Here is a 21,026-nt window from a genome sequence, read left to right as displayed (position 1 = left end):
GTGTCGGGGTCGGTGATCGTCGCGAACCGGCGCGCCACGACCCGGAACTGGTCCGCGTTGAGCAGGGATGCTTCGCGTAGGACCAGGCCTTCCCCGGTGACCAGTGTGCCGTCGGTGACGGCGTCCTCCAGCACCTGGGTGATGAGCTGGCGGGTGTGTTCACCGTCGGGGTCCTCGGCCGGGTCAGGGAAGTCAACGGCAACGGTCTGCACGAACTGCTCGGGGGTGGTGGTCTCACCGGTGCGGGTGTCGATCAGCCACGCCAACGCATCGGTGCGGGTCTCGCTGGTCGGCGCGACGTCGGTCATGACCTTCGCGTGGTCCACGCCCAGGGTTCCCGCGACCAACCGCTCCCGGGTCCCGGGTAGGGCGGTCGCGAGGCGGCGGGCGATCGTCATGTCCTTACCGGCCGTGGACGCGGAGATGCCTTCCCGGAGCCGGAGCCAGGTCGTGAACGCTCGCGCCATCCCGCCCGAGCGCCACGACCCGTCCGCCTCGATCCGGGGCAGCAGGGTGTATCGGACCCCGTCCAGGCGAGCGGTCAGCCGACGGATCCGGGAATGGGCCTCCGCCAACCGCGTGATACCCGGGGCGTTCCACCCGTCCAGCACCTCAGGATCGGTCAGGGCGGCCAGCTCACCGACCATGCTCTCGACCACGGCCAGTGCTTCCTCGATCGACTCAGCACCAGCGGGCAGGCCACCGGCCAGCGCCCCATTCGTCGACTGTTCCACCGACCCCCGCCCCCTCACCACCTCTAGTACTCACCTCTCGCGTACATCCATTCTCTCGAACAGCCGTACGCATCGCACGCCCAACATGAAATCTGTGGATAACTCGCCCGAGTGCCCGCTCGCCCACCTGGGGCCCAAGTCAAGGGCCCCGCTGGCACACGCTGCGCGACGTGCCCTCGCGCAGCGCCGCCGGTACGGCGAGGCTGTACCCATGGACGAGTTCACCGACTACATCGCGAGCCTGGACGGCTCAGTGCGGGACGCCGTCGAGCACGTCCGGGCGCGGGCGCTGCGGCTCGTTCCCGACGCCGAGGAGGGCAGCAGCTACGGCATGGCCGCTCTGCGCTACCGGGACAGTCCTCTGATCTCGGCCCGCGCCACGGCCAAGCACATCGGGCTGTACCCGTTCAGCCCGCCCGCGATCGAGGCGCTCGGCTCGGACCTGGCCGGTTTCTCGACGTCGAAGGGGACCATCCGGTTCACGCCCGAACGTCCCCTGCCCGACGACGTCCTGGACCGGTTGATCCTGTTCCGCCGTGACGAGATCGACACGATGCGCTCGCCCTGACCCTAGGCTGCCGACCAGATTCTCGGCCCGGAACCGAACGCCCGAGTTCACGCCCCTGCGTCTCCACCCGTCAGCCGCCAAGCCGGACGACGCAGCGTCCCGTCCCGCGTTCGGCCGCAGCCGGTCAGCGTCGCGGCAGTTTTCCTCCAGGGCCCTCGGCGCACCGGCGGTCGGTGCCAGTGCCGTGCGGTCCAGGACCCACTGGGCCGCGAGCGCCCTCTCTTCCGCGGGACGGCGCCGGGATCACGATCCGATCCTTCGGCGAGAGGAACGCGCCCCAGACCGCGATCACCACGACCGGGGCGGGAACGGCGAGCGGGAGACGCCGTCCGCCGTCGGTCAGTGCTCAACCCCTAGAAGGTCGCGCCGGTGATCGGGGCGAGCTCAAAGGAGAAGGCGCAGCAGGAGCGCGGTTGTTGTCACCAGCGCAGGTGAGTGAGGCAGGTGAGTGAGGCAGGTGAGCGGAGCACCGAGAGGTGCGGGCAGAGCAGGCGACGCAGGCGAGGCGCGAGCTGCTGTCACGTCTGGTGCGGGTATCTCGTCAGAGGGGTATGACGCGAGAGCATGTGCTCATGACGGATCCTGAGGCCCTGCACGACGGCGGTGCTCGGCTCGACGGCGCGGCCCTGGACCGGCTGCGCCCTCTGGCCTTCACCGTGGCCTACCGGATGCTCGGCAGCGTGGCTGAGGCGGAGGACGTGGTGCAGGAGGCGCTGATACGTCTCTCGCAGGCTGACGGGGTGCGTAACCCGGATGCGTTCGTGACCACGGTGACGACGCGGATCGCTATCGATGTGCTGCGTTCGGCCCGGGTGCGGCGCGAGTCCTACGTGGGTGAGTGGCTGCCGGAGCCGCTGGTCGGCCCGGTGCAGTCGAACCTTCCGGTCGCGATGGCGGCACAACCACCGGACGCCGCGGCGCACGCCGAGCTGGCCGACGATCTCTCGACGGCGTTCCTGGTGCTGCTGGAGACGCTCACCCCGACGGAGCGTGCGGCGTTCCTGCTGCATGACGTGCTCGGGCTCCCGCACAGCGACGCGGCCGACGTCATCGGCACGAGCGAGGTCGCCGCGCGTCAGCTGGCGTCGCGCGCCCGGCGGCGGATCGCGCGACAGCGCGGCGACGTCGGCACGCGCGGCAACATCGGCAAGCCCGAGCACGTCGTCCAGGACGGCAGCGACGGCGGTCCCGCGGTGTCCGCCCGACGCGCTGCGAGCACCGCCGACGCCGAGGCTCCCGCGAGCGCCGTGCCCGGTCGGGCGAGGCGGGCGCGTGCGGACGAGCTCGTGACGCGGTTCCTCGCCGCGTGCGAGGAGGGCGACGTGGACGCGTTCCTGGAGCTGCTTGCCGAGGACGTCGTGCTCACGGGCGACAGCGGTGGAAACGTGCCGAAGGGCATGTCGATCGCCCGGCCGGTGGAGGGGCGGGACGCGATCGCGCGGCTGCTGGCGGGCTTCATGCGCCGTGGGGCGCCCATCCACTTCGAGCGCGCTCTGGTGGGTGGGGAGCCGGGGCTGCTCATCATGGCGGACGACGTCGTGGGCGGCGGTCTGATCGGTACGTGGTCGTTCGAGATGTCGTTCGACGTGCCGGACGGGCAGCTCGCGGGGATCCGCGGCGTGATCAACCCGGAGAAGCTGCGGCACCTGGGGCCGCTGGCTGATCTCGACAGGCTCCAGGCGTGGCTGCGGGCCGCCCGGCGGCGCCGGCCTGCCCGTTAGGTACGCGCGCCGGCGACGGGCGCCTCCCGCACGAACCACATGAGCACGAGGCCGACGAGAACGACGGCGACGATGCCCAGGGTGCCCCAGATGGTCGCGCCGGTGGCGGCGATGGTGATGGTCCACAGCGCGCTGGACATCCAGGAGGCGGCACGGCCGGTCGTCGCGTAGAGGCCGAAGATCTCCGACTCCTTGCCTGCCGGCGTGACGCGGGCCAGGTAGGAACGCGACGCGGCCTGTGCGGGGCCGACACAGGCCGACAGGATCAGCCCGCCCACCCAGTAGACGACGGGGCCGAGGTCGCGCAGGAACACGACGGCGAGCCCGGCCACGACGATGACGCTGAGCGTGCTGAGGATGACGGAGCGGGGGCCGAAACGGTCGTCGGCGAAGCCCACGAGCACGGTGCTGATCCCGGCCACGAGGTTGGCGGCGATACCGAAGACGATGACCTGGTCGGCGGAGAACCCGAAGCTGACGCCGCCGATGATGGCGCCGAACGCGAAGACGCCGCTCAGCCCGTCCCGGAACACGGCGCTTGCGAGCAGGAACCAGAAGGTGCGGCGCGAGGTGTGCCACAGGCCGCGCACGTCGCGGAACAGCACGCCGTAGCTGGCGAAGAACCCGACCTTGGCGCGGCCCTTCGTGGGCGGCAGCTCGGGCACGAACGCCAGGATGGGCCACGCGAACGCGAGCGCCCACAGGGCGCAGCCGACGGCGATCACGCGGAAGGCGAGGCCGTTGTCGGTGGGCATGCCCCACCACTCCGCACCGTTGGCGATGACGACGAACAGCAGTGCGAGGATGCCGCCGACGTAGCCGAGCCCCCAGCCGAGGCCGGACACCTTGCCGACGGTCCGCGGCGTGGCGACCGAGACCATCATGGCGTTGTAGTTCACGCCCGCGATCTCGTTGAGCACGCTGCCCAGGCCGATCAGGGCGGCGCCGAGCACGAAGTACGCAGGGTCGGCCTCGACGAACCACAGCGCGAGCATGCACAGGACCATGCCTGCCGTGCCGCCCGCGAGCCAGACCTTACGCCGGCCGGTGGCGTCGGCGCGCTGGCCCAGCACGGGAGCGAGCACCAGGATGAGCAGGCCGGCGAGGGTGTTCCACAGGCCAACGCCGCTGGTCAGCTCGGCGAGCCCGCGTTCGTAGGCGGGATCGTTCTCGCCGAGGGCCGCGACGGCCGGGTCCAGGAAGGCCTCGGTGGTCAGGTACAGCGCCGTGAACACGAACGTGAGGATCACCGTGTTGAACGGCTGGGTACCCCAGTCCCAGAGTGCCCAGGAGTAGATCTGACGGCGCGGGATCCGCACGCCTTCCTGCAGCTCCAGGCCCATCGTCGGAGGCACAGCGGGAGGCACCGTGGGGGGCTGCGCCACCGGGTCTGCCGGCGAGTCGGGTCGGGGTGCGGCGTCGGTCATGGCGGCAGTCTGCCCGCGTCGAGTGAATCGTGGGTGCTGGGCCGGTCACGATCTCATACCGACCACGCAGGTCAGCACACAGGTGAGCACGCAGGTCGGCGGACAGGTCAGAGAGCTGAGTCAGGCGCCATGGTCAGGCGCCACGTCAGAGGGCCAGGTTGTGGCGCCCGACCTCCCCCGTTGCCGACACGCCCGCGAGCGCCATCGTGAGGTCCAGCTCGGCCAGGACGTGCTCGGCGACCGCGCGGACGCCGTCGGCTCCCGCGAGGGCCAGCCCGTAGACCCAGGGTCGGCCCAGGAGGACGGCGTCGGCACCGAGCGCGAGCGCGGTGAAGACGTCGGCGCCGGTGCGGACGCCCGAGTCGAACAGGACGGGGACCCGTTCCCCGGCGCCGGTGGGCGCGTGCGTACGGACGGCGTCGACCACGGGGGCCAGGGTGTCGAGGGAGGCGACGGCGTTGTCGATCTGCCGTCCGCCGTGGTTGGAGACGATGATGCCGTCGGCTCCGTGGTCGAGGGCCGCGCGGGCGTCGTCGGGGTGCTGGATGCCCTTGACGAGGACGGGGAGGGTGGTGCGCTCGCGGAGCCAGGCGAGGTCGGACCAGGTCAGGGTCGAGCGGGAGAACACGTCGAGAAAGGTCTCGACGGCGGCACGGGCGTAGGGCTGGGTCAGGTTGCGCCAGGTAGGTCCGGGGTGGTGGCGCGCCATCGACAGCAGGGAGCGGACGGCGGCGACGGTGGGCCGGGGCGACGTCGTCGCGGCCCCGGCCCTGTCAGAAGCGCCGGCACCAGACCCGGACGCAGCAGACCCGGACGCGCGGACCCTGGTCTCGACCAGCTCCTGGAAGACCGGGTCGCTCAGGTACTGGGCGATGCCCTCGGCGCGGGCGAACGGGAGGTAGCCGAGGTCGAGGTCGCGGGTGCGCCACCCGAGCACGTGGGTGTCGAGGGTGACGACGATCGCCTCGCAGCCGCTGGCCTCGGCGCGGCGGACGAACGACTCGACCAGGGCGTCGTCGGACGACCAGTAGAGCTGGAACCAGCGCGGGCTGTCCCCGAGGGTCGCGGCGGTGTCCTCCATGGGCGTCGACGCCTGGGAGGAGATCACGACGGGTAGGCCGAGGTCGCGGGCGGCGCGGGCGAGCTCGGGCTCCGCGTTGCGCGGTCCGGCGGCGCGACCGCCACCGAGCGGGTAGCCGCGCCGGTGCTGCACAGCGAGCTCGAGCGCCCCCACGGGTGCGAACAGCACCGGCGCGGGCAGCTCGCGCCCGAGCAGGGTGGTAGTCAGGGAGCGTTCGCCGACGTCGACCATCTGGCGGGGCACCGTCGGGTACCGGCCGAACGCCTCCCGGTTGGCGTCGACCGTGCGCTGCGCCCCCGCGCCCCCGGCGACGTAGGACCAGCCGGTGCGGGCCATCCGGCGTCGGGCCGCCTCGGCGAGCGCGTCCGGGTCCGTCGGTACCACCGGCCGGCGGCCGAACACGCCGTTGCGGTAGATCGACGACTGCACCGTTCGGCCGATATTGCGCATGCCGGACATCCTGCCACGCGGGCAGTGCCGGTCAGCGGCCGCGCGAGTCTGCCCCTACGGCTGCTCGCCGTGCGGGCCGACGGCTCCACGATCACCGGCGGGCCCCGAGCCGCCTGGACCGGAGCGCCCTCACCTGCGAGGACGGCGTCCGAAGGCATACCATCCGCGTGTGCCTGGTTCTCCGGATGAAGCGCTCGACTGGCGCACCGACCACCTGCTCGGCGAACCGTTCCAGGAGGCCCCGCTCGGGCCCGCCACACTGGTGCGGTACCCGCACCCGGACGACGCTCCCCCGCCCCGCGCGGCGGTGGTCCACGTGCACGGCTACAACGACTATTTCTTCCAGGAGCACCTGGCCCGCGCCTTCGCGACGGCCGGCTACGCGTTCTACGCCGTCGACCTGCGCGTGGCCGGGCGGTCGCTGCAACCCGACCAGATCCCGCACTTCGTGATGGACCTGCGCGAGCAGGCGAGCGACATCGCTGCCGCCGCCCGGGCGGTCCGCACGCTGGAGCCGGGGTTGCCGCTCGTGCTGCACGCCCACTCGACCGGCGGGCTCACGGGGGCGCTGTGGGCGCACGCCCACCGCAACGCCGCGGGGGCCGACGCCGGACCCGACATCCTGGTGCTCGACTCCCCGTTCCTGGACCTGTGGGCGCCCGACTGGCAGCGGGGCGTGGGCACACGGGTGCTGGACACCGTCGGCCGCCTCGCCGCCACGGCGATCGTCAAGGACGGGCCCTCCCGGTACGCCGAGCACCTGCTCGCGGCCAACGGCGGGAGGTGGGAGTTCGACACGACGCTCAAACGCCCCGGGGGGCTGGCCAGCCGGGTCGGGTGGTTCGTCGCGGTGCGGCGCGGGCAGGCGCGGGTCGCCGCAGGGCTGGAGATCGCGTGCCCCGTGCTGCTGGCGCGGTCCGACTCATCCGGCCCGGACACGCTCGACAACCCGCTCCTCGACGCGCAGGACACCGTCCTCGACGTCGAGCAGATGGCCGCGCTCGTGCCGCGCCTGGGTCACGACGTCACCGAGCTCGTCGTCCCCGGCGCGGTCCACGACCTGACACTGTCGGACACCGGGCCGCGTGAGGCGTACCTCAACGGCATGTTGAAATGGACGAACAGCCGGGTGGGCGACGTCGTCGGTGCCCGGGACGCGACGTAGGACCCTACGCCGCGCGGGCAGCACGCACACGCGAGACGCACGAGCAGCACGCAGGACCAAGACGCAGCACCAGACGCAGCACCAACACACGAGGGACAGCCAGTGACCTATTTCGAGGGGCCGTTCCACGCCCTCGCCCACCGCGGGTTCGCACACGCTTCGGCCGGTACCGAAGGGCTGGAGAACTCGCTGGCGGCGTTCGGCGCCGCCGTCGACCTCGGCTACCGCTACGTCGAGACGGACGCGCACGGCACGGCGGACGGCGTGGCCGTCGCGCTGCACGACGAGTCGCTCGACCGCACCACCGACGGGACCGGCCTCGTCGCCGAGCTGCCGTGGTCGGACGTCAGCGAGGCCCGCATCGGCGGCGTCGAGCCGGTGCCGCTGCTCGAGGACGTGCTGGGCGGCTGGCCGGGCCTGCGCGTGAACGTGGACGTCAAGCACGACTCCGGCATCGGGCCGGTCGCGCGGGCCATCGAGAAGACGTCGTCGTGGGACCGTGTGTGCGTCACGTCCTTCGACGCGGCGCGCCGCAGGGCGACGCTCGCCAAGCTGTCCCACCCGGTGGCCACCTCGGCCGGGCGCAGCGAGATCAGGGCCTTCCTCACCGGGGTGCGCCTGCGCACGCGCCCGCTCGTCCGCCGCTCCCTGCGCGACGTCGACGCTCTGCAGGTGCCGGTGCGCGAGAAGTCGGTCACGGTCGTCGACGACGCGACGATCCAGGCGGCGCACTCGCTCGACAAGAAGGTCCACGTCTGGACCATCAACGACCGCGACGAGATGGCGCGGCTGATCGACCTGGGCGTCGACGGCCTGGTCACCGACCGCGCCGACGTGCTCAAGGACCTCCTCGTCGAGCGAGGACTCTGGGACTGACCTACTCGCAGCCGACGCCGTCACCGTCCCGGTCCAGGTGCGAGCCGTAGCCGGGGTCGCCGGTGTAGACAGGGGCGGCGCCGTCCGCCCGGGCGGCGTCACAGTTGTCGTAGTACGCCGCGCCGCCCGTGTCCTCGGGTTCCTCGGCCGCCGGTTCCTCGGCCGCGGGGGCTTCCTCCGCTGTGCCACCTGCGGCTTCCGCGGTCTCGACCGCCGCCTCACGGTCTGCGACGTCGGACTCTCTCGCGTCGAGGTCAGTCTCGGCGGACTTGACCGCCTTCTCCCGGGACTTGACCTTGTCGGCCTTCTGCGTGATGTCGGCCGTCAACGTGGTGAGACTCTTCTGGTCCGAGGCGAGCTTCGCCTCGTCCGCCTCGAGCGATTCCTGCGCCACGGCGAGCGCCTCGGCGTCGGTCTGCGCCTCTGCACGCTCGGCGGCTGCGGCGGACGACGCGGCGGAAGCGGACGCTTCCGCCGCCGCGACAGCCCCTGCGCCCGATCCTCCGCCCGCGCCGACGCCGAAGAGGAAGACGACCACCGTCGCCGCCGCCCCACCCAGGATCAGCAGCGGCTTGCGCCGGGACTTCTTGCGCGTGTCCTCGTCCGGTACGTCCACGACGACGGCGCCCTCACCGATCAGTGCCGTGTCGGGCACGTCGACCCACAGCTGCCAGCCGTCGGGCTTCGACCACTCGGGATTGGGCTCCCACTGCAGGTCTGGCGTCCACTCCGAGCTGGGAGCGGGCCAACCTGGCGGCAAGTTGTAGACCTTACGCACGATGGTGCCTTCCGGTCGGCGTACGACCGGGGCCGCACGCGGGTTGCCCCCTGTGCGTCGGACGGTAGGCCTGTTCACCTCGCACTGCGCAGTGAGCGGGCAAGTTCACCCCGGATCACTCGCGGCAGCAACCGCACCGACGCCCGCCACCCGAGGCGCCGCACCGTGCCGGGGTCAGCCCAGCGTCAGCGTGACCGGCGTGCCGGGGCCCTTGGTCGGGGGCTCCTTCGAGACCTCCGCGTAGGCGGCGGCCAGGAGTGTCGGGTCGGGGCCCTCCAGGCGGACCGGCTTGCCGATGTCGTCCAGTACGACGAACCGCAGCAGGTCGCCGCGGGTCTTCTTGTCGCGCCGCATCGCGGCCAGCAGCTGGTCCCAGCGGTCGCCCCGGTAGTGCACGGGGAGGCCGAGCGAGGACAGGATGGCGCGGTGCCGGTCTGCGACATCGTCGGACAGCTTGCCCGCCACGCGCGCGAGCTCCGCCGCGAAGACCATGCCGACACTCACCGCGGCGCCGTGGCGCCACTGGTACCGCTCGGCGAGCTCGATCGCGTGCCCCAGCGTGTGCCCGTAGTTCAGGATCTCCCGCAGGCCGGCCTCCTTGAGGTCCTCACCCACCACCTGGGCCTTGACGCGGACCGACCGCTCGACGAGCTCGGCCACGACCGCCCAGGTCTCGTCGGTGGCTTCGGCACCCGCCCAGTTCCGCAGCTCGTCGACGTGGGCCTCGACGAGGTCGAGGATCACCGGGTCGGCGATGAAGCCGGTCTTGACGACCTCGGCCAGGCCCGCCACGAGGTCCCACTTGTCGAGCGAGCCGAGCGCCGCCAGGTCGCAGAGCACACCGGCCGGCGGGTGGAACGCGCCCACGAGGTTCTTGCCCTCGGTCGTGTTGATGCCGGTCTTGCCGCCCACGGCGGCGTCGACCATGGCGAGCAGCGTGGTCGGCACGTGCACCACGCGGATCCCGCGCAGCCAGGTCGCGGCCACGAAGCCCGCCAGGTCCGTGGTGGCTCCCCCGCCGACGCCGACGATCGCGTCCGACCGCGTGAAGTCCAGCTGGCCCAGCAGCCCCCAGAGGAACGCCGCGACCTGTGGTGTCTTGGCCGACTCCGCGTCGGGCACCTCGGCCACGAACGCCTCGTAGCCCGACGACTTCAGGTCCTCGGCGATCGTGTCGGCGGTCGCGGACAGCGCGGCCGGGTGGACGACCATGACCTTCCGGGCCGCGCCCACCAGCGACGGCAGCTCACCCAGCAGGTGGCGGCCGATGACGACGTCGTAGGGGGCGTCTCCCCGCACGGTGACCCGTGTGGGAGCACTCTCGGTGCTCACGTGGTGCTCTCCTTCGTACTTTCTGTGCTATCCGTGCCAGCCGTGCTGTCCGCCCGCTTCGGGTCCACCAGGTCGGGGACCTCCTCGGCCAGGCCCAGCGCCTCGATGATCTCCGCGGCCACCCGCTCGCCGGGCCGCTCGCTCGACACGATCGTCAGGGTCGCGAGCCGCTCGTACGTGGGCCGCCGCTCGGTCATCAGCTTCTGCCACTGCGCACGCGGGTTGCCCAGCAGCAGCGGACGGGCCTGGTTCATGCCGACCCGCTGGGCGGCGATGGCCAGCGGCACGTCCAGGAAGACGACGTGGCCGCCGTCCGCCGTGTACTTCTCGAGCGCCTCCTGCGTGGCGGCGTTCATCACGGCGCCGCCGCCGAGGGACAGGACGCCGTCGTGCTCGGCGAGGGCGGCGAGCACCGCCTCACGTTCGAGCTCCCGGAACCTGGGCTCGCCGTCGTCCACGAAGATCTCGCTCACGGGCTTTCCCGCGATCGCCTCGATGTCCGCGTCGGTGTCGCGGACGGTGACGCCCAGGCCCGCGGCGAGGATGCGCCCGACCTTCGACTTGCCGGAGCCGGGCGGCCCGATCATCACCGCGACCGGCCCGCTGCGAGCGGCGCCGCTCACTGCAGGAGCTCCGGGATGGCGGCGACGTAGGACTCCATGTTGCGACGCACCTCGGCCACGGAGTCGCCGCCGAACTTCTCGCACGCGGCCTCCGCCAGGGTCAGCGCGACCATCGCCTCCGCGACGACGGCGGCGGGCGGCACCGCGCAGACGTCGGACCGCTGGTGGTGCGCCGTGACGGGCTCACCGGTGGCGGTGTCCACGGTCGGCAGCGCACGCGGCACGGTCGAGATGGGCTTCATCGCGGCCCGCACGCGCACGACCTCACCGTTCGACATACCGCCCTCGATGCCGCCCGCGCGGTTGGTGGTACGGCGGATCCGGCCCGGCGCGGCGGCACCCTCCGGTCCGGTCCCGGCCTCGCGCACGATCTCGTCGTGAGCGGCCGTGCCGCGTCGACGCGCGGTGCGGAAGCCGTCACCGACCTCGACGCCCTTGATCGCCTGGATGCCCATGAGGGCGGCGGCGAGGCGTGCGTCGAGCCGGCGGTCGCCCTGCACGTAGGTGCCCAGGCCGGACGGCACACCGTAGGCGAGCACCTCGACGACACCGCCGAGTGTGTCGCCGTCCTTCTTGGCCAGGTCGATCTCCTCGACCATCAGCTTCGAGGAAGCGGCGTCGAAGCAGCGCACGGGGTCGGCGTCGAGCGCGGCGGTGTCGTCAGGGGTCGGCAGCACGGCGTCGTCGGGCACGTCGGCCGCACCGATGGCGACCACGTGCGACACCAGGCGGACGCCGAGCGCCTGCTCCAGGAACTTCGCGGCCGCGACGCCGAGCGCGACCCGCGCCGCCGTCTCGCGGGCGGAGGCACGCTCCAGCACGGGCCGGGCGTCCTCGAAGCCGTACTTGCGCATGCCGATCAGGTCGGCGTGCCCGGGACGCGGGCGCGTCAGCGGACGGTTGCGGGCCACCTCGCGTTCGTCGCCGGTGCCCGCGTCGACCATGAGCGCCTCCGGCGGCACCGGGTCCGCCGACATGACGTCGGTCCACTTCGGCCACTCGGTGTTCGCGATCTCGATGGCGAGCGGTCCACCCTGCGTGATCCCGTGCCGGAGCCCGCCGAGCACCCGCACCTCGTCCTGCTCGAACTTCATGCGCGCACCCCGGCCATAACCGAGGCGGCGGCGCGCGAGCGCACCCTGAATGTCCGACGTGGTCATCTCCACCCCGGCGGGCAGACCCTCCATCACGCCCACGAGAGCAGGACCGTGCGACTCACCCGATGTCAACCAACGCAGCATGGCGCGATTGTTTCACGCGTGTCACGCAGGCGGCGCCTCCGTCCGAAGGGCGGCGGGGTCAGCGGGCCCGGTCGGTGAGCGCCGCGCGGAGCGCGTGGTCCATGGCGTCCAGCGGCGCCGTGCGGCCGGTCATCAGGCGGACCTGGTCCGCGGCCTGGTGCAGGAGCATGCGCTCACCACCCACGGCGTCGGCCCCCAGGGCGGACCAGGCGGACTGCAGGGCGGTGGGGCGCGGGTCGTAGACGACGTCCAGGAGCACGCCACGAGGCTTCTCACCCGCGGTGGTCAGCAGTTCCGTCAGCAGCGGCGCCCACTGGTCGGCGGCATACTTCGGCGTGGTGGAGACGACGGCGTCCGCGGCCGCCAGGGCCGACGTCGTCGCGCGCTCGTCGAACACCTCGAACGACGGGCTCACGCCCATACGCGCCACGGCCTCGCGCAGCGGGCCGATCCGGTCCAGGGAGCGCACGAAGACCCGCGGCGAGACGCAACCGAGCTCCGCGACAGCAGCCAGGGCCGACGCCGCCGTCGCGCCCCCGCCCAGGATCACCGCCTCGGCCACGCCGCGGGCCCCGAGACCCTCGCGCAGCGCGGCGACGAGGCCGTGCACGTCGGTGTTCGTGCCGGTGGTGATGACCGCATCCCGGCCTGCGCTCCTGCCTGTGCCCCTGCCCGCACCCCCGACCGCGGAGAACAGCACGGTGTTGACGGCACCCACCGCCTCGGCGAGGGGATCCACGTGGTCCAGCAGCGGGATCACCACCTGCTTCAGCGGCATGGTCAGACTCAGTCCCGCCCAGCCGGCGTCGACGTCCCGCAGGAAGCCCTCCAGGGCTCCCTCCGTCACGTCGTGCATGCCGTACTCCCAGCCGTCGAGGCCCAGGGCACGGTAGGCCGCGGTGTGCAGCACCGGGGACAGGGAGTGCGCGACAGGGTGGCCGAGCACTGCGGCGCGACGCTGGTGAACATGCATACGGAGATCATGCCGCAGAACCGCGCGTGCTCACGCTGTCGGTCCAGGCACCGCCCGGTCTACCCGCCCCAGTTCGGGTTCTCCTCCATCCACGCGTGCAGCTCGGCCACGTTCTGGTCGTGCTCCTCCTGGGTGTTGGCGAACTTCGTCTCGCCGGTCTCGAGGTTCACGGTGCACCAGTAGAAGACGTCGGGGTCGTCAGCGGGGTTCATCACCGCCTCGATCGACTCGCGGCTCGGTGCCGCGATCGGCGTGGGCGGCAGGCCCTTGTTCCCGCGCACGCTCAGGTTGTACGGGTTGGATCCGTCCGCCAGCTCGGCGCTCGTGAGTCCACCGCTCGTCCGGCCCAGGCCGTAGAGCAACGACGCGTCGATGCCGAGCCACTCGTCGGCGGCCAGGCGGTTCTCGATGGCGGCCGCCATGATGGGACGGTCCTTGTCCAGCCGTGCCTCACGCTCGATCAGAGATGCCTTGATCAGCACCGTCTCACGCTGCTTGGCGGGAACCTTGAGCTCCTCCAGGATCCTCGTCGTCTCGTTGATCATCTGCGTGACGACCTCGGCTGCCGGTGTCTGGCCCGGCTTGACCTCGTAGCTGCTGGGGAACAGCCAGCCCTCGGGCTCACCGCCGGCCTCTGGCGGCAGCAGCGAGGCGATGTCCTGGAACGTCGCCTCAACCTCCGCCTGCGGCCACCCCTGGTCGATCAGGCTCTGCTTGATCTGGCTGATCGCGTACCCCTCGGGCACGGTGAAACCTGCGCGGTCGATCTTGTTCTCCGCGAGCAGCTCCACGGCCGACGCCGCGCTCATCCGCGCCTTCAGCGTGTGCGTGCCGGGCTGGATGGCGGCGGCGTCGGGGTTGGCGCCGTAGGCGTGGACGAACGCACCGACACTCGCCACCACGTCCTTCTCCGCGAGCTCAGCACCGATCGCCGCTCCGTTGGCACCCTGGGGCACCTCGACCGTGACCGGCTCGCCGCCCGTGCCCTCGTAGTCGGGGGCGGCAAGCGGGGTACGGATACCGAAGAGGTAGCCGTCGTTCACCACTGTCCATGCGCCCAGGCCACCGACGACCAGCAGGACGGCGACCACGACGACGACCAGCGGTCGCCTGGACCGCCGGGACCGCTTCGATCGCTTGGACCGCCCGTCCCCGCGCCTGTCCCGGCGGGTGGACGGCACGTCACGATCTCCTCGTCGGCCGCGAGAGCCGCTGGCGTGCCGCGGTGGCCCCGAATAATTCACTCCGGGAAGGGCCTCGGTCACGCTCGCTCCATCCTCTGCGCTGCCTGGATCTCTGCTGATCCACGCCTGGTCACACCACGGGCGCGCGACACCGTGATCGCATGTCACGATCGCATCACAGCCCGGGTGCCGCGAACGCTACCCCGATCGGTACATTCCCGGCCAACTCCCGGGATTCACCGCACGGAACCGTCAGGAGTGCCCGCGACCTGGGAATTCACCCGTTCGCGGCCTGCCACTCGCGCAGCTCCTGCACATTGCGCTGGTGCTCCTGGAAGTCCTCGGCGAACTTCGTCTCACCCGTGTCGAGGTTGACCGTCACCCAGAACTTCCAGTCGCCCGGTGCCGGGTTCAGGACCGCGTCGATCGACACCTCGCCCGGGTTGGCGATGGGACCCGGGGGCAGACCGGTGTGCTCGTAGGTGTTGTACCGGTTCTTCGCGTTGTTCAGGTCGGCTCGGGTGAGCTCGGTGCCCGGCTTGTCGGCCCCGTACGCGACCGCCGCGTCGATCTCGAGGAACGTCTTGTCGTCGAGCCGGTTCTCGATCGCTCGGGCGATCTTGGGCTTGTCCTCGGCGTGCATGCCCTCGCGCTCCACGAGCGATGCCTTGATCAGCACGGACTCCCACTGTCCGGCGGGCACCCCCTTCTCCTGGAGCAGGCCCTTGGTGCGGTCCACCATCCGCGTGAGCAGCCCCGCGGCCGTGTCGTCCGGCTTCACCATGTACGTGTCCGGGTACAACCAACCCTCGACCTTGCCGCCGGCCTGCTTCGGCACCCCGAGCTCGGCAGGGTCCTTCAGCGCGGCCCGGAAGTCCTTGGCGGGCAGGCCGGTGACCTGCACGGCACGCTCGACGATCTGGTCCGCCGTGTAGCCCTCCGGGATGGTGAGCTGCAGGTCGACGGTGTCGTTCTTGACGAGAAGCGCGACCGCGTCGCTCGCGGGCATCTCCTCGAGCATGGTGTGGGTGCCCGGCCGGATCAGCACCGAGTCCGGGTTCTCCTCGAACGCCTTGGTGAAGGCCGAGACGCTCGCGACGACGCCGGCGTCGTAGAGCGCCTCCCCCATGGCGGTGCCGGTGGCCCCCTCCGGGATCTCGACGTCGACCTGGTCTCCGCCGGGGCCCGGAAAGTCCTTGGACTCGAGCGGGTTCGTCAGGCCGGTCAGGGACTCGAGGTTGGACCACACCGCGTAGCCGGCTCCGCCGACCAGGACGAGGGCGACCAGGAGCACGACGAGGGAACGACCGTGTCGGTTCCGCCGTCGGCGGCGCTGCGCTCGCCTGGTCGATCTCGGTTCAGGGAACGCGGGGTCTGCCTGGCTGCGCGGGGGCGCTGTGAAGAGGTCCGTCACCGGAGACTCACTGTCCTTCGCTGGGGGGCCACTGGGTTATTCGTGCGTGTCGTGCACGGTCCGCGCCTCGACGAGCTCGCCGGCGCGCTCCCCCTTCGCCCGCTCCGCGTCGAGTGCAGATTGCAGAATGATAACGGCTGCGGCCTGATCGATCACGGACCTGTGCCGCTTAGTTTTGCGACCGGCCGCGTGGAGCGCCTGGTGCGCCGAAACGGTGGTCATCCGCTCGTCGACCAGACGGACCTCCGCGGCCTCCCCCGCCGCGGCGAGCGCGACGACCAGGCGGGCCGCAAAGGCCCGCGCGTCGGCCGTCGCCGCGCCCTCCTTGCCGGACAGGTGCCGGGGCAGCCCCACGTAGACGACGGCGGCGAAGCGTTCCACCGCCTCGGCGACGATCCGTGCGACGTCGGCAGTGGTGCCCTCGGCGCTCCGGACAGGCTGCTTGGCCGTACCCGACTGCTTGCCCGACGCCGAGCCGGCACCCGCCAGCACCCGCGGCACCGTCTCCACCGGGGTGGCGACGAGGCCGTCGGGATCGCTGGCGGCGAGCCCGATCCGGGCCATGCCGACGTCGATCCCGAGCCGGGCTCCACGCGGGAGGCCCGGCTCGGGGGTCTCGACGGGTTCGATCAACGGTGCCACCGTCAGGCGCCGACGGCAGCCAGGCGCACCGTCTCGGCGATGCCGGCCAGCGCCTCGCCCAGCTTGGCGGGGTCGGTGCCGCCACCCTGAGCCATGTCCGGCTTGCCGCCGCCACCGCCACCCAGCGTCTGGGCCGCCGTGCGGACCAGGTCGCCGGCCTTGTAGCCGGCCTCGCGCGCGGCGGCGTTCGTCACGACCACCACGACAGGGCGGCCCCCCGACACACCGCCGGCGGCGGCCACGACAGGCTCGGCCTCACCGAGGCGCGAGCGCACGTCGAGCACGAGGGCACGCAGGTCGTCGGCCTGGGCCTCCCCGGCGTCGTGGGCGATCACGCGGACGTCGCCCACGCGCGGGGCCTCGGCGGCGAGCTTGCCCGCCGTGGCCAGCAGCTGGCCCTGGCGCACGGCGGCCAGCTCCTTCTCGGCCTCCTTGAGGCGGGCCACCAGCGAGCCGACGCGGTCGGGCAGCTCCTCGGCACGGGTGTTGAGCAGCCCGGTGAGCTGGCCGACGAGGGCGTGCTCCTTGGCCTGGAACCCGTACGCGCCGTCGCCCACGAGGGCGTCGACCCGACGCACGCCCGAGCCGATCGACGACTCGCCCAGCAGCGTCACGCGGCCGAGCTGGCCCGTCTGCCTGACGTGCGTGCCGGCGCACAGCTCGCGTGACCAGTCGTCACCGATGGAGACCACGCGCACGACGTCGCCGTACTTCTCGCCGAACAGCGCCATGGCGCCGGCCTCGCGAGCCCGGGCGATCGGCATGAGCTCGTCGGTCACCTCGAGGTTGTCGGCGAGGCGCACGTTGACGCGCTCCTCGATCTCCGACAGGGCCGAGGCCGGGACGGCCGACGGCGAGCGGAAGTCGAAGCGGATACGGCTCGGGGCGTTCTCCGAGCCGGCCTGCGTGCGGTCCGGGCCCACGAGCTCGTGCAGCGCCTTGTGGATCATGTGCGTGGCGGAGTGGGCCCGGCTGATGGCCTTGCGACGCTCCGTGTCGATCTGCGCGGTGCCGGGGTCACCCAGCGCCACGGTGCCCTCGATCAGGCGGCCGCGGTGCACGCTCAGGCCCTTGATGGGGCGCTGCACGTCGTCGACCTCGATGGTGGCGCCGGCGTCGAGGACGATCGTGCCGTGGTCGGCGAGCTGGCCACCGGCCTCGGCGTAGAACGGGGTGCGGTCCAGGATCACCTCGACCTCGGCGGGGGCGGTCACGGCCGGGGCGGGCACGCCGCCGGACAGCAGGCCCGTCACGCGCACGGAGGCGTCCGTCTGCGTGTAGCCGAGGAACTCGACCGGGGCCGACAGCTCCTTCTCCAAGGCCTCGTACGCGGCGACGTCGGCCCCACCGGTGCGCTTGGCGAGGGCGTCGGCACGGGCGCGCGAACGCTGCTCCTGCATGAGCGAGCGGAAGGCCTGCTCGTCCACCTGGACGCCCTGCTCGGCGGCCATCTCGAGGGTGAGGTCGATCGGGAAGCCGTAGGTGTCGTGCAGCTGGAAAGCCGCCTCGCCCGGCAGGACGAGGGGCTTGCCGGCGTCGCCCCCGGTGCTCTTCTTGAGGTTCTCCACGGCCGTGTCCAGGATCGTGGTGCCCGAGACCAGCGTGCGCCGGAAGGCGTCCTCCTCGGCGTAGGCCACGGCGGAGATCTGCTCGAAGTTCGCGGCGAGCTCCGGGTAGGACGGGGCCATGGCGTCCTTGGAGACCGGTAGCAGCGAGGTCAGGGCGAGGCCGTCGACGCCGAGCAGGCGCATGGCGCGCACGGAGCGACGCAGCAGACGGCGCAGCACGTAGCCACGACCCTCGTTGGAGGGGCGCACGCCGTCGCCGATGATCATCAGGGCCGAGCGGACGTGGTCGGCGACGACACGCATGCGGACGTCGTCCTCGAGGTTCTCGCCGTACTTCTTGCCGCTGAGCTTCTCGGCGGCCTCGATGACGGGGAAGACCTCGTCGATCTCGTACATGTTGTCCTTGCCCTGCAGCAGGAAGGCAACACGCTCGAGACCCATGCCGGTGTCGATGTTCTTGTTCGCGAGCTCCCCGAGGACGCGGAAGTCCTCCTTGGACCGCACCTCGTCGATCTCGTACTGCATGAACACGAGGTTCCAGATCTCGACGAAGCGGTCACCGCCCTCGTCGATCAGCGGGCCGCCGTCCGGCCCGTACTGGGCACCACGGTCGTAGAAGATCTCCGAGCACGGGCCGGCCGGGCCGGGCTGGCCGGTGTGCCAGTAGTTGTCCTTCTTGCCGAGTCCCTGGATCCGCTCGTCGGGCAGGCCGACGATGTCCTTCCAGAGCTGCCGGGCCTCGTCGTCCTCGTGGTAGACGGTGACCCACAGCTTGTCGGGGTCGATGCCCAGCCTGCCGTCGTCCAGCGAGCCGGTCAGGAAGTCCCAGGCCATGCGGATGGCGTCGGCCTTGAAGTAGTCGCCGAACGAGAAATTGCCGTTCATCTGGAAGAACGTGCCGTGGCGCGTCGTCTTGCCGACGTCCTCGATGTCGAGGGTGCGCACGCACTTCTGCACGCTCGTGGCGCGCTTCCACGGCGGCGTCTGCTGCGCCGTCATGTACGGGATGAACGGGACCATGCCGGCGATGGTGAACAGCGTCGACGGGTCCGGCGAGATCAACGACGCAGACGGCACCACCGCGTGACCCTGAGCTTCGAAGTAGTCGAGCCAACGCTTGCGGATCTCGGCGGTGCGCATGAGGTCAGTGATCCTTCTTCTCGGTCGTGCGGAATCGTGTCGTGCGGAAAGGTCGTGCGGAATCTTGTCGTGCGGAACCGTGTCGTGCGGAACCGTGTCGTGCAAAAACGTAGTGAAACGCGGACGGGACGCGCGAGTCGCGTCCGGATCCGGACGCGACTCTATTCTGCCGCTGGTAGCGCCGCGGACGGAAACTGAATGATGCTCCGCCGATCCAGCGCCGGTCCTGTATCGCGGTCCTGTATCGCGGTCCTGTATCGCGGTCCTGCGCGACTGGCCCCGAGCGACTGGCCCTGCGCGAGAGCGGAGCGGCCGGCTAGCGCCGGTGGGCCGGCAGCTCGCCCCGGAGGGACGCCATCAGCTCAGCCTCGCGCTCGGCGCGCGCCGTCGTGAAGTCGGACCGGAAGGAGTGCGCCATCCGGTTCAGCCGGACGCCGGCCTCGTCCACGGCGGCCGCAGCGCGCTCGCTCACGGCCTCGGGCGTGTAGCGCGCGACCACCTGGCGGCCCTTGCGGATGACGACGACCGTGACGGTCACCCCGACGCCCACCCAGAACAGCCGGCGGATCATGCGCCGGCCCCGGTGGCGCCCGCGTCCGGACCGGCGTGCTTGCCGGACCGGCCCCTGGCCTGGCCGAAGGCCTGACGCACGCCGTAGGAGAAGGCCGCGACCTTGACGAGCGGCTTGCCCAGCGTGGCCGCGTACAGGCCCGTCAGCGCGGAGACGTTCTCGCTGACCGACGCCGCCGACGTGGTGATCGTGTCGACCTTGACGAGCTGCGTGTTCGCCGACGCGACGGTGCTCGCCGCCTCGTCGAGGATCGGCACGGAGTGCTCGGTGACGTCACGGACGCTCGATCGAGCCTCGTCGAGGAGTTTGCCCAGCTTCCACAGGGGGACGGCGAGAAAGCCCACCAGGAGCACGAACGCGATCGCCGCGATCAGTCCCGCCACGTCTCCGAGGTCGCCGAAGGTCATGCGCAAACTCCTACCTGAAGGTCCGCTGGTGGTCCGCTGCTGATCCACTGCTGATCAGCTGGTGTCCGGCCTGATGTGTCTGCACGGAACGTTCGTCACCCTATCCCGGACGCCGCCGCTGGCGCCGCCCGGCGCCAGCGTGCCGCGAATCTCGTGGGTCGCGCCGACACGGGACCGGGTACGGCGCCGGTACGGGCCGGTACGGGCCGGTACGGGCCGGTACGGAAGCGGCACGGACCGGAGCAGAGCCGGCGCAGGGTAGGCGCAGGGGCGGCACAGGGTAGGCAGAGCCCAGCACAGCAGAACGCCCCGCCCGCGCCGAAGCGCGGACAGGGCGTCCTTGATGTGCTGAGCAGACAGCGCTGAGCAGAAGTGCTGGCAGAAGGGGTCAGCGAGCGTAGAACTCGACGACCATCTGCACGTCGCAGGTCACGGGGACCTCGGCGCGCTTCGGCTTGCGGGTCATCGTGGCCGACAGCTTCTCGAGCTGCACGTCCAGGTAGCCCGGCAGGGCCGGAAGCACGTCGCGGTGCGCACCGGCGGCGGCGACCTGGAACGGCACGGTGGCCTGGCTCTTCGGCTTGACCTGGATGGTCTGGCCCGGCTTCACGCGGAACGACGGGCGGTCGACGATCTTGCCGTCCACGAGGATGTGGCGGTGCGTCACGTGCTGACGCGCCTGCAGGATCGTGCGGCCGAAGCCGGCACGCAGCACGACGGCGTCCAGGCGGGTCTCGAGGTCCTCGACCATGACCTCACCGGTCAGACCGGCCTGCTTGCGAGCGTTCTCGTACACCTTGAGCAGCTGCTTCTCGCGGAGCATGTACTGCGCGCGCAGACGCTGCTTCTCGCGCAGACGCACCGCGTAGTCCGACTCGGTGCGACGGCGGGCACGGCCGTGCTCACCGGGCGGGTAGGGGCGCTTCTCGAAGTGCTTGACAGCCTTGGGCGTGAGCGCGAGGCCCAGCTTTCGGCTCAGGCGCACCTGGCGGCGCGCACGGGTCACAGAAGTCACTGTGAATTCCTGTCCTGTAGTGAATGAAGGTCACACCCGCGCACAGCTCGCCCACGAAGGGAAACCGCACCGGGTGCGGGACCAGCCGATGGAACGGGGCGAGCGGATCAGTGATC

The 21,026-nt window shown here is 71.5% G+C and carries 19 protein-coding genes; 4 read left to right on the top strand and 15 right to left on the bottom strand.

The genetic code is table 11. From position 1 onward, the window contains the following. On the bottom strand, positions 1-734 hold a 734-nt coding region (locus LUU90_RS15720), incomplete at its 3' end, for a DUF222 domain-containing protein (protein ID WP_275004442.1). Positions 735-945: 211 nt separating this feature from the next. On the opposite strand from LUU90_RS15720, the gene LUU90_RS15715 reads away from it, so the two are divergent. After that, positions 946-1,302: an iron chaperone gene (locus LUU90_RS15715; protein WP_275004441.1), complete on the top strand. Its 357-nt coding sequence runs from the start codon at positions 946-948 to the stop codon at positions 1,300-1,302. A gap of 572 nt (positions 1,303-1,874) precedes the next feature. Beyond that, positions 1,875-3,023, top strand: a complete 1,149-nt coding sequence (locus LUU90_RS15710) for a sigma-70 family RNA polymerase sigma factor (protein WP_275004440.1) — start codon at positions 1,875-1,877, stop codon at positions 3,021-3,023. Here LUU90_RS15710 and LUU90_RS15705 read toward each other — a convergent pair. Then, positions 3,020-4,450, bottom strand: coding sequence for an MFS transporter (locus LUU90_RS15705; RefSeq protein ID WP_275004438.1), 1,431 nt, complete (start codon positions 4,448-4,450; stop codon positions 3,020-3,022). The two genes, LUU90_RS15710 and LUU90_RS15705, sit on opposite strands and share 4 nt — an antisense overlap. 145 nt (positions 4,451-4,595) lie before the next feature. Then, positions 4,596-5,981 (bottom strand): alpha-hydroxy-acid oxidizing protein, encoded by a 1,386-nt coding sequence (locus LUU90_RS15700; protein ID WP_275004437.1) that lies wholly within the window; start codon positions 5,979-5,981, stop codon positions 4,596-4,598. 169 nt (positions 5,982-6,150) lie between these two features. On the opposite strand from LUU90_RS15700, the gene LUU90_RS15695 reads away from it, so the two are divergent. Continuing rightward, a complete protein-coding gene (locus LUU90_RS15695) occupies positions 6,151-7,146 on the top strand; it encodes an alpha/beta hydrolase (RefSeq protein WP_275004435.1) in 996 nt (331 codons plus the stop codon). A 102-nt stretch (positions 7,147-7,248) separates the two neighbouring features. Continuing rightward, positions 7,249-8,022: a glycerophosphodiester phosphodiesterase gene (locus LUU90_RS15690; protein WP_275004434.1), complete on the top strand. Its 774-nt coding sequence runs from the start codon at positions 7,249-7,251 to the stop codon at positions 8,020-8,022. Position 8,023: 1 nt separating this feature from the next. On the opposite strand, the gene LUU90_RS15685 is transcribed toward LUU90_RS15690, so the two are convergent. The 12 genes from LUU90_RS15685 to rpsD form a co-directional block, all read right to left on the bottom strand. Then, positions 8,024-8,800: an excalibur calcium-binding domain-containing protein gene (locus LUU90_RS15685; RefSeq protein WP_275004433.1), complete on the bottom strand. Its 777-nt coding sequence runs from the start codon at positions 8,798-8,800 to the stop codon at positions 8,024-8,026. Positions 8,801-8,974: 174 nt separating this feature from the next. Beyond that, complete coding sequence (aroB, locus tag LUU90_RS15680; RefSeq protein WP_275004431.1) at positions 8,975-10,132, bottom strand: 3-dehydroquinate synthase; 1,158 nt, start codon at positions 10,130-10,132, stop codon at positions 8,975-8,977. Continuing rightward, on the bottom strand, positions 10,129-10,755 hold the full coding sequence (locus LUU90_RS15675; RefSeq protein WP_425596241.1) for a shikimate kinase: 627 nt from the start codon (positions 10,753-10,755) through the stop codon (positions 10,129-10,131). Before LUU90_RS15675 ends, aroB begins: the two co-directional genes overlap by 4 nt. Then, positions 10,752-11,996, bottom strand: coding sequence for a chorismate synthase (gene aroC, locus LUU90_RS15670; RefSeq protein WP_275004430.1), 1,245 nt, complete (start codon positions 11,994-11,996; stop codon positions 10,752-10,754). Before aroC ends, LUU90_RS15675 begins: the two co-directional genes overlap by 4 nt. A gap of 58 nt (positions 11,997-12,054) precedes the next feature. Beyond that, entirely contained in the window at positions 12,055-12,969 is a 915-nt protein-coding gene (locus LUU90_RS15665; protein ID WP_275004429.1) for a shikimate dehydrogenase, read from the bottom strand. Between the two features lie 59 nt (positions 12,970-13,028). Continuing rightward, positions 13,029-14,150: an endolytic transglycosylase MltG gene (gene mltG, locus LUU90_RS15660; RefSeq protein WP_275004426.1), complete on the bottom strand. Its 1,122-nt coding sequence runs from the start codon at positions 14,148-14,150 to the stop codon at positions 13,029-13,031. Between the two features lie 280 nt (positions 14,151-14,430). After that, positions 14,431-15,447, bottom strand: coding sequence for an endolytic transglycosylase MltG (gene mltG, locus LUU90_RS15655; RefSeq protein ID WP_275004425.1), 1,017 nt, complete (start codon positions 15,445-15,447; stop codon positions 14,431-14,433). Positions 15,448-15,603: 156 nt separating this feature from the next. Next, the gene (gene ruvX / locus LUU90_RS15650; RefSeq protein ID WP_275004461.1) at positions 15,604-16,131 is read right to left on the bottom strand and encodes a Holliday junction resolvase RuvX; all 528 of its coding nucleotides are present in this window, start codon (positions 16,129-16,131) and stop codon (positions 15,604-15,606) included. An 80-nt stretch (positions 16,132-16,211) separates the two neighbouring features. Then, positions 16,212-18,917: an alanine--tRNA ligase gene (gene alaS / locus LUU90_RS15645; RefSeq protein ID WP_275004424.1), complete on the bottom strand. Its 2,706-nt coding sequence runs from the start codon at positions 18,915-18,917 to the stop codon at positions 16,212-16,214. A 316-nt stretch (positions 18,918-19,233) separates the two neighbouring features. After that, positions 19,234-19,488 (bottom strand): hypothetical protein, encoded by a 255-nt coding sequence (locus LUU90_RS15640; protein WP_275004423.1) that lies wholly within the window; start codon positions 19,486-19,488, stop codon positions 19,234-19,236. Next, a complete protein-coding gene (locus tag LUU90_RS15635; RefSeq protein ID WP_275004422.1) occupies positions 19,485-19,895 on the bottom strand; it encodes a DUF948 domain-containing protein in 411 nt (136 codons plus the stop codon). The genes LUU90_RS15640 and LUU90_RS15635 overlap by 4 nt, the downstream gene beginning before the upstream one ends. A 388-nt stretch (positions 19,896-20,283) precedes the next feature. Continuing rightward, complete coding sequence (gene rpsD / locus LUU90_RS15630; RefSeq protein WP_275004421.1) at positions 20,284-20,910, bottom strand: 30S ribosomal protein S4; 627 nt, start codon at positions 20,908-20,910, stop codon at positions 20,284-20,286. Positions 20,911-21,026 lie beyond the last annotated feature (116 nt).

Origin of the sequence: Promicromonospora iranensis (genome assembly GCF_028994775.1) — a bacterium.
GTDB lineage: Bacteria > Actinomycetota > Actinomycetes > Actinomycetales > Cellulomonadaceae > Promicromonospora > Promicromonospora iranensis_A.
This window is presented reverse-complemented; position numbering and strand designations above follow the sequence as displayed.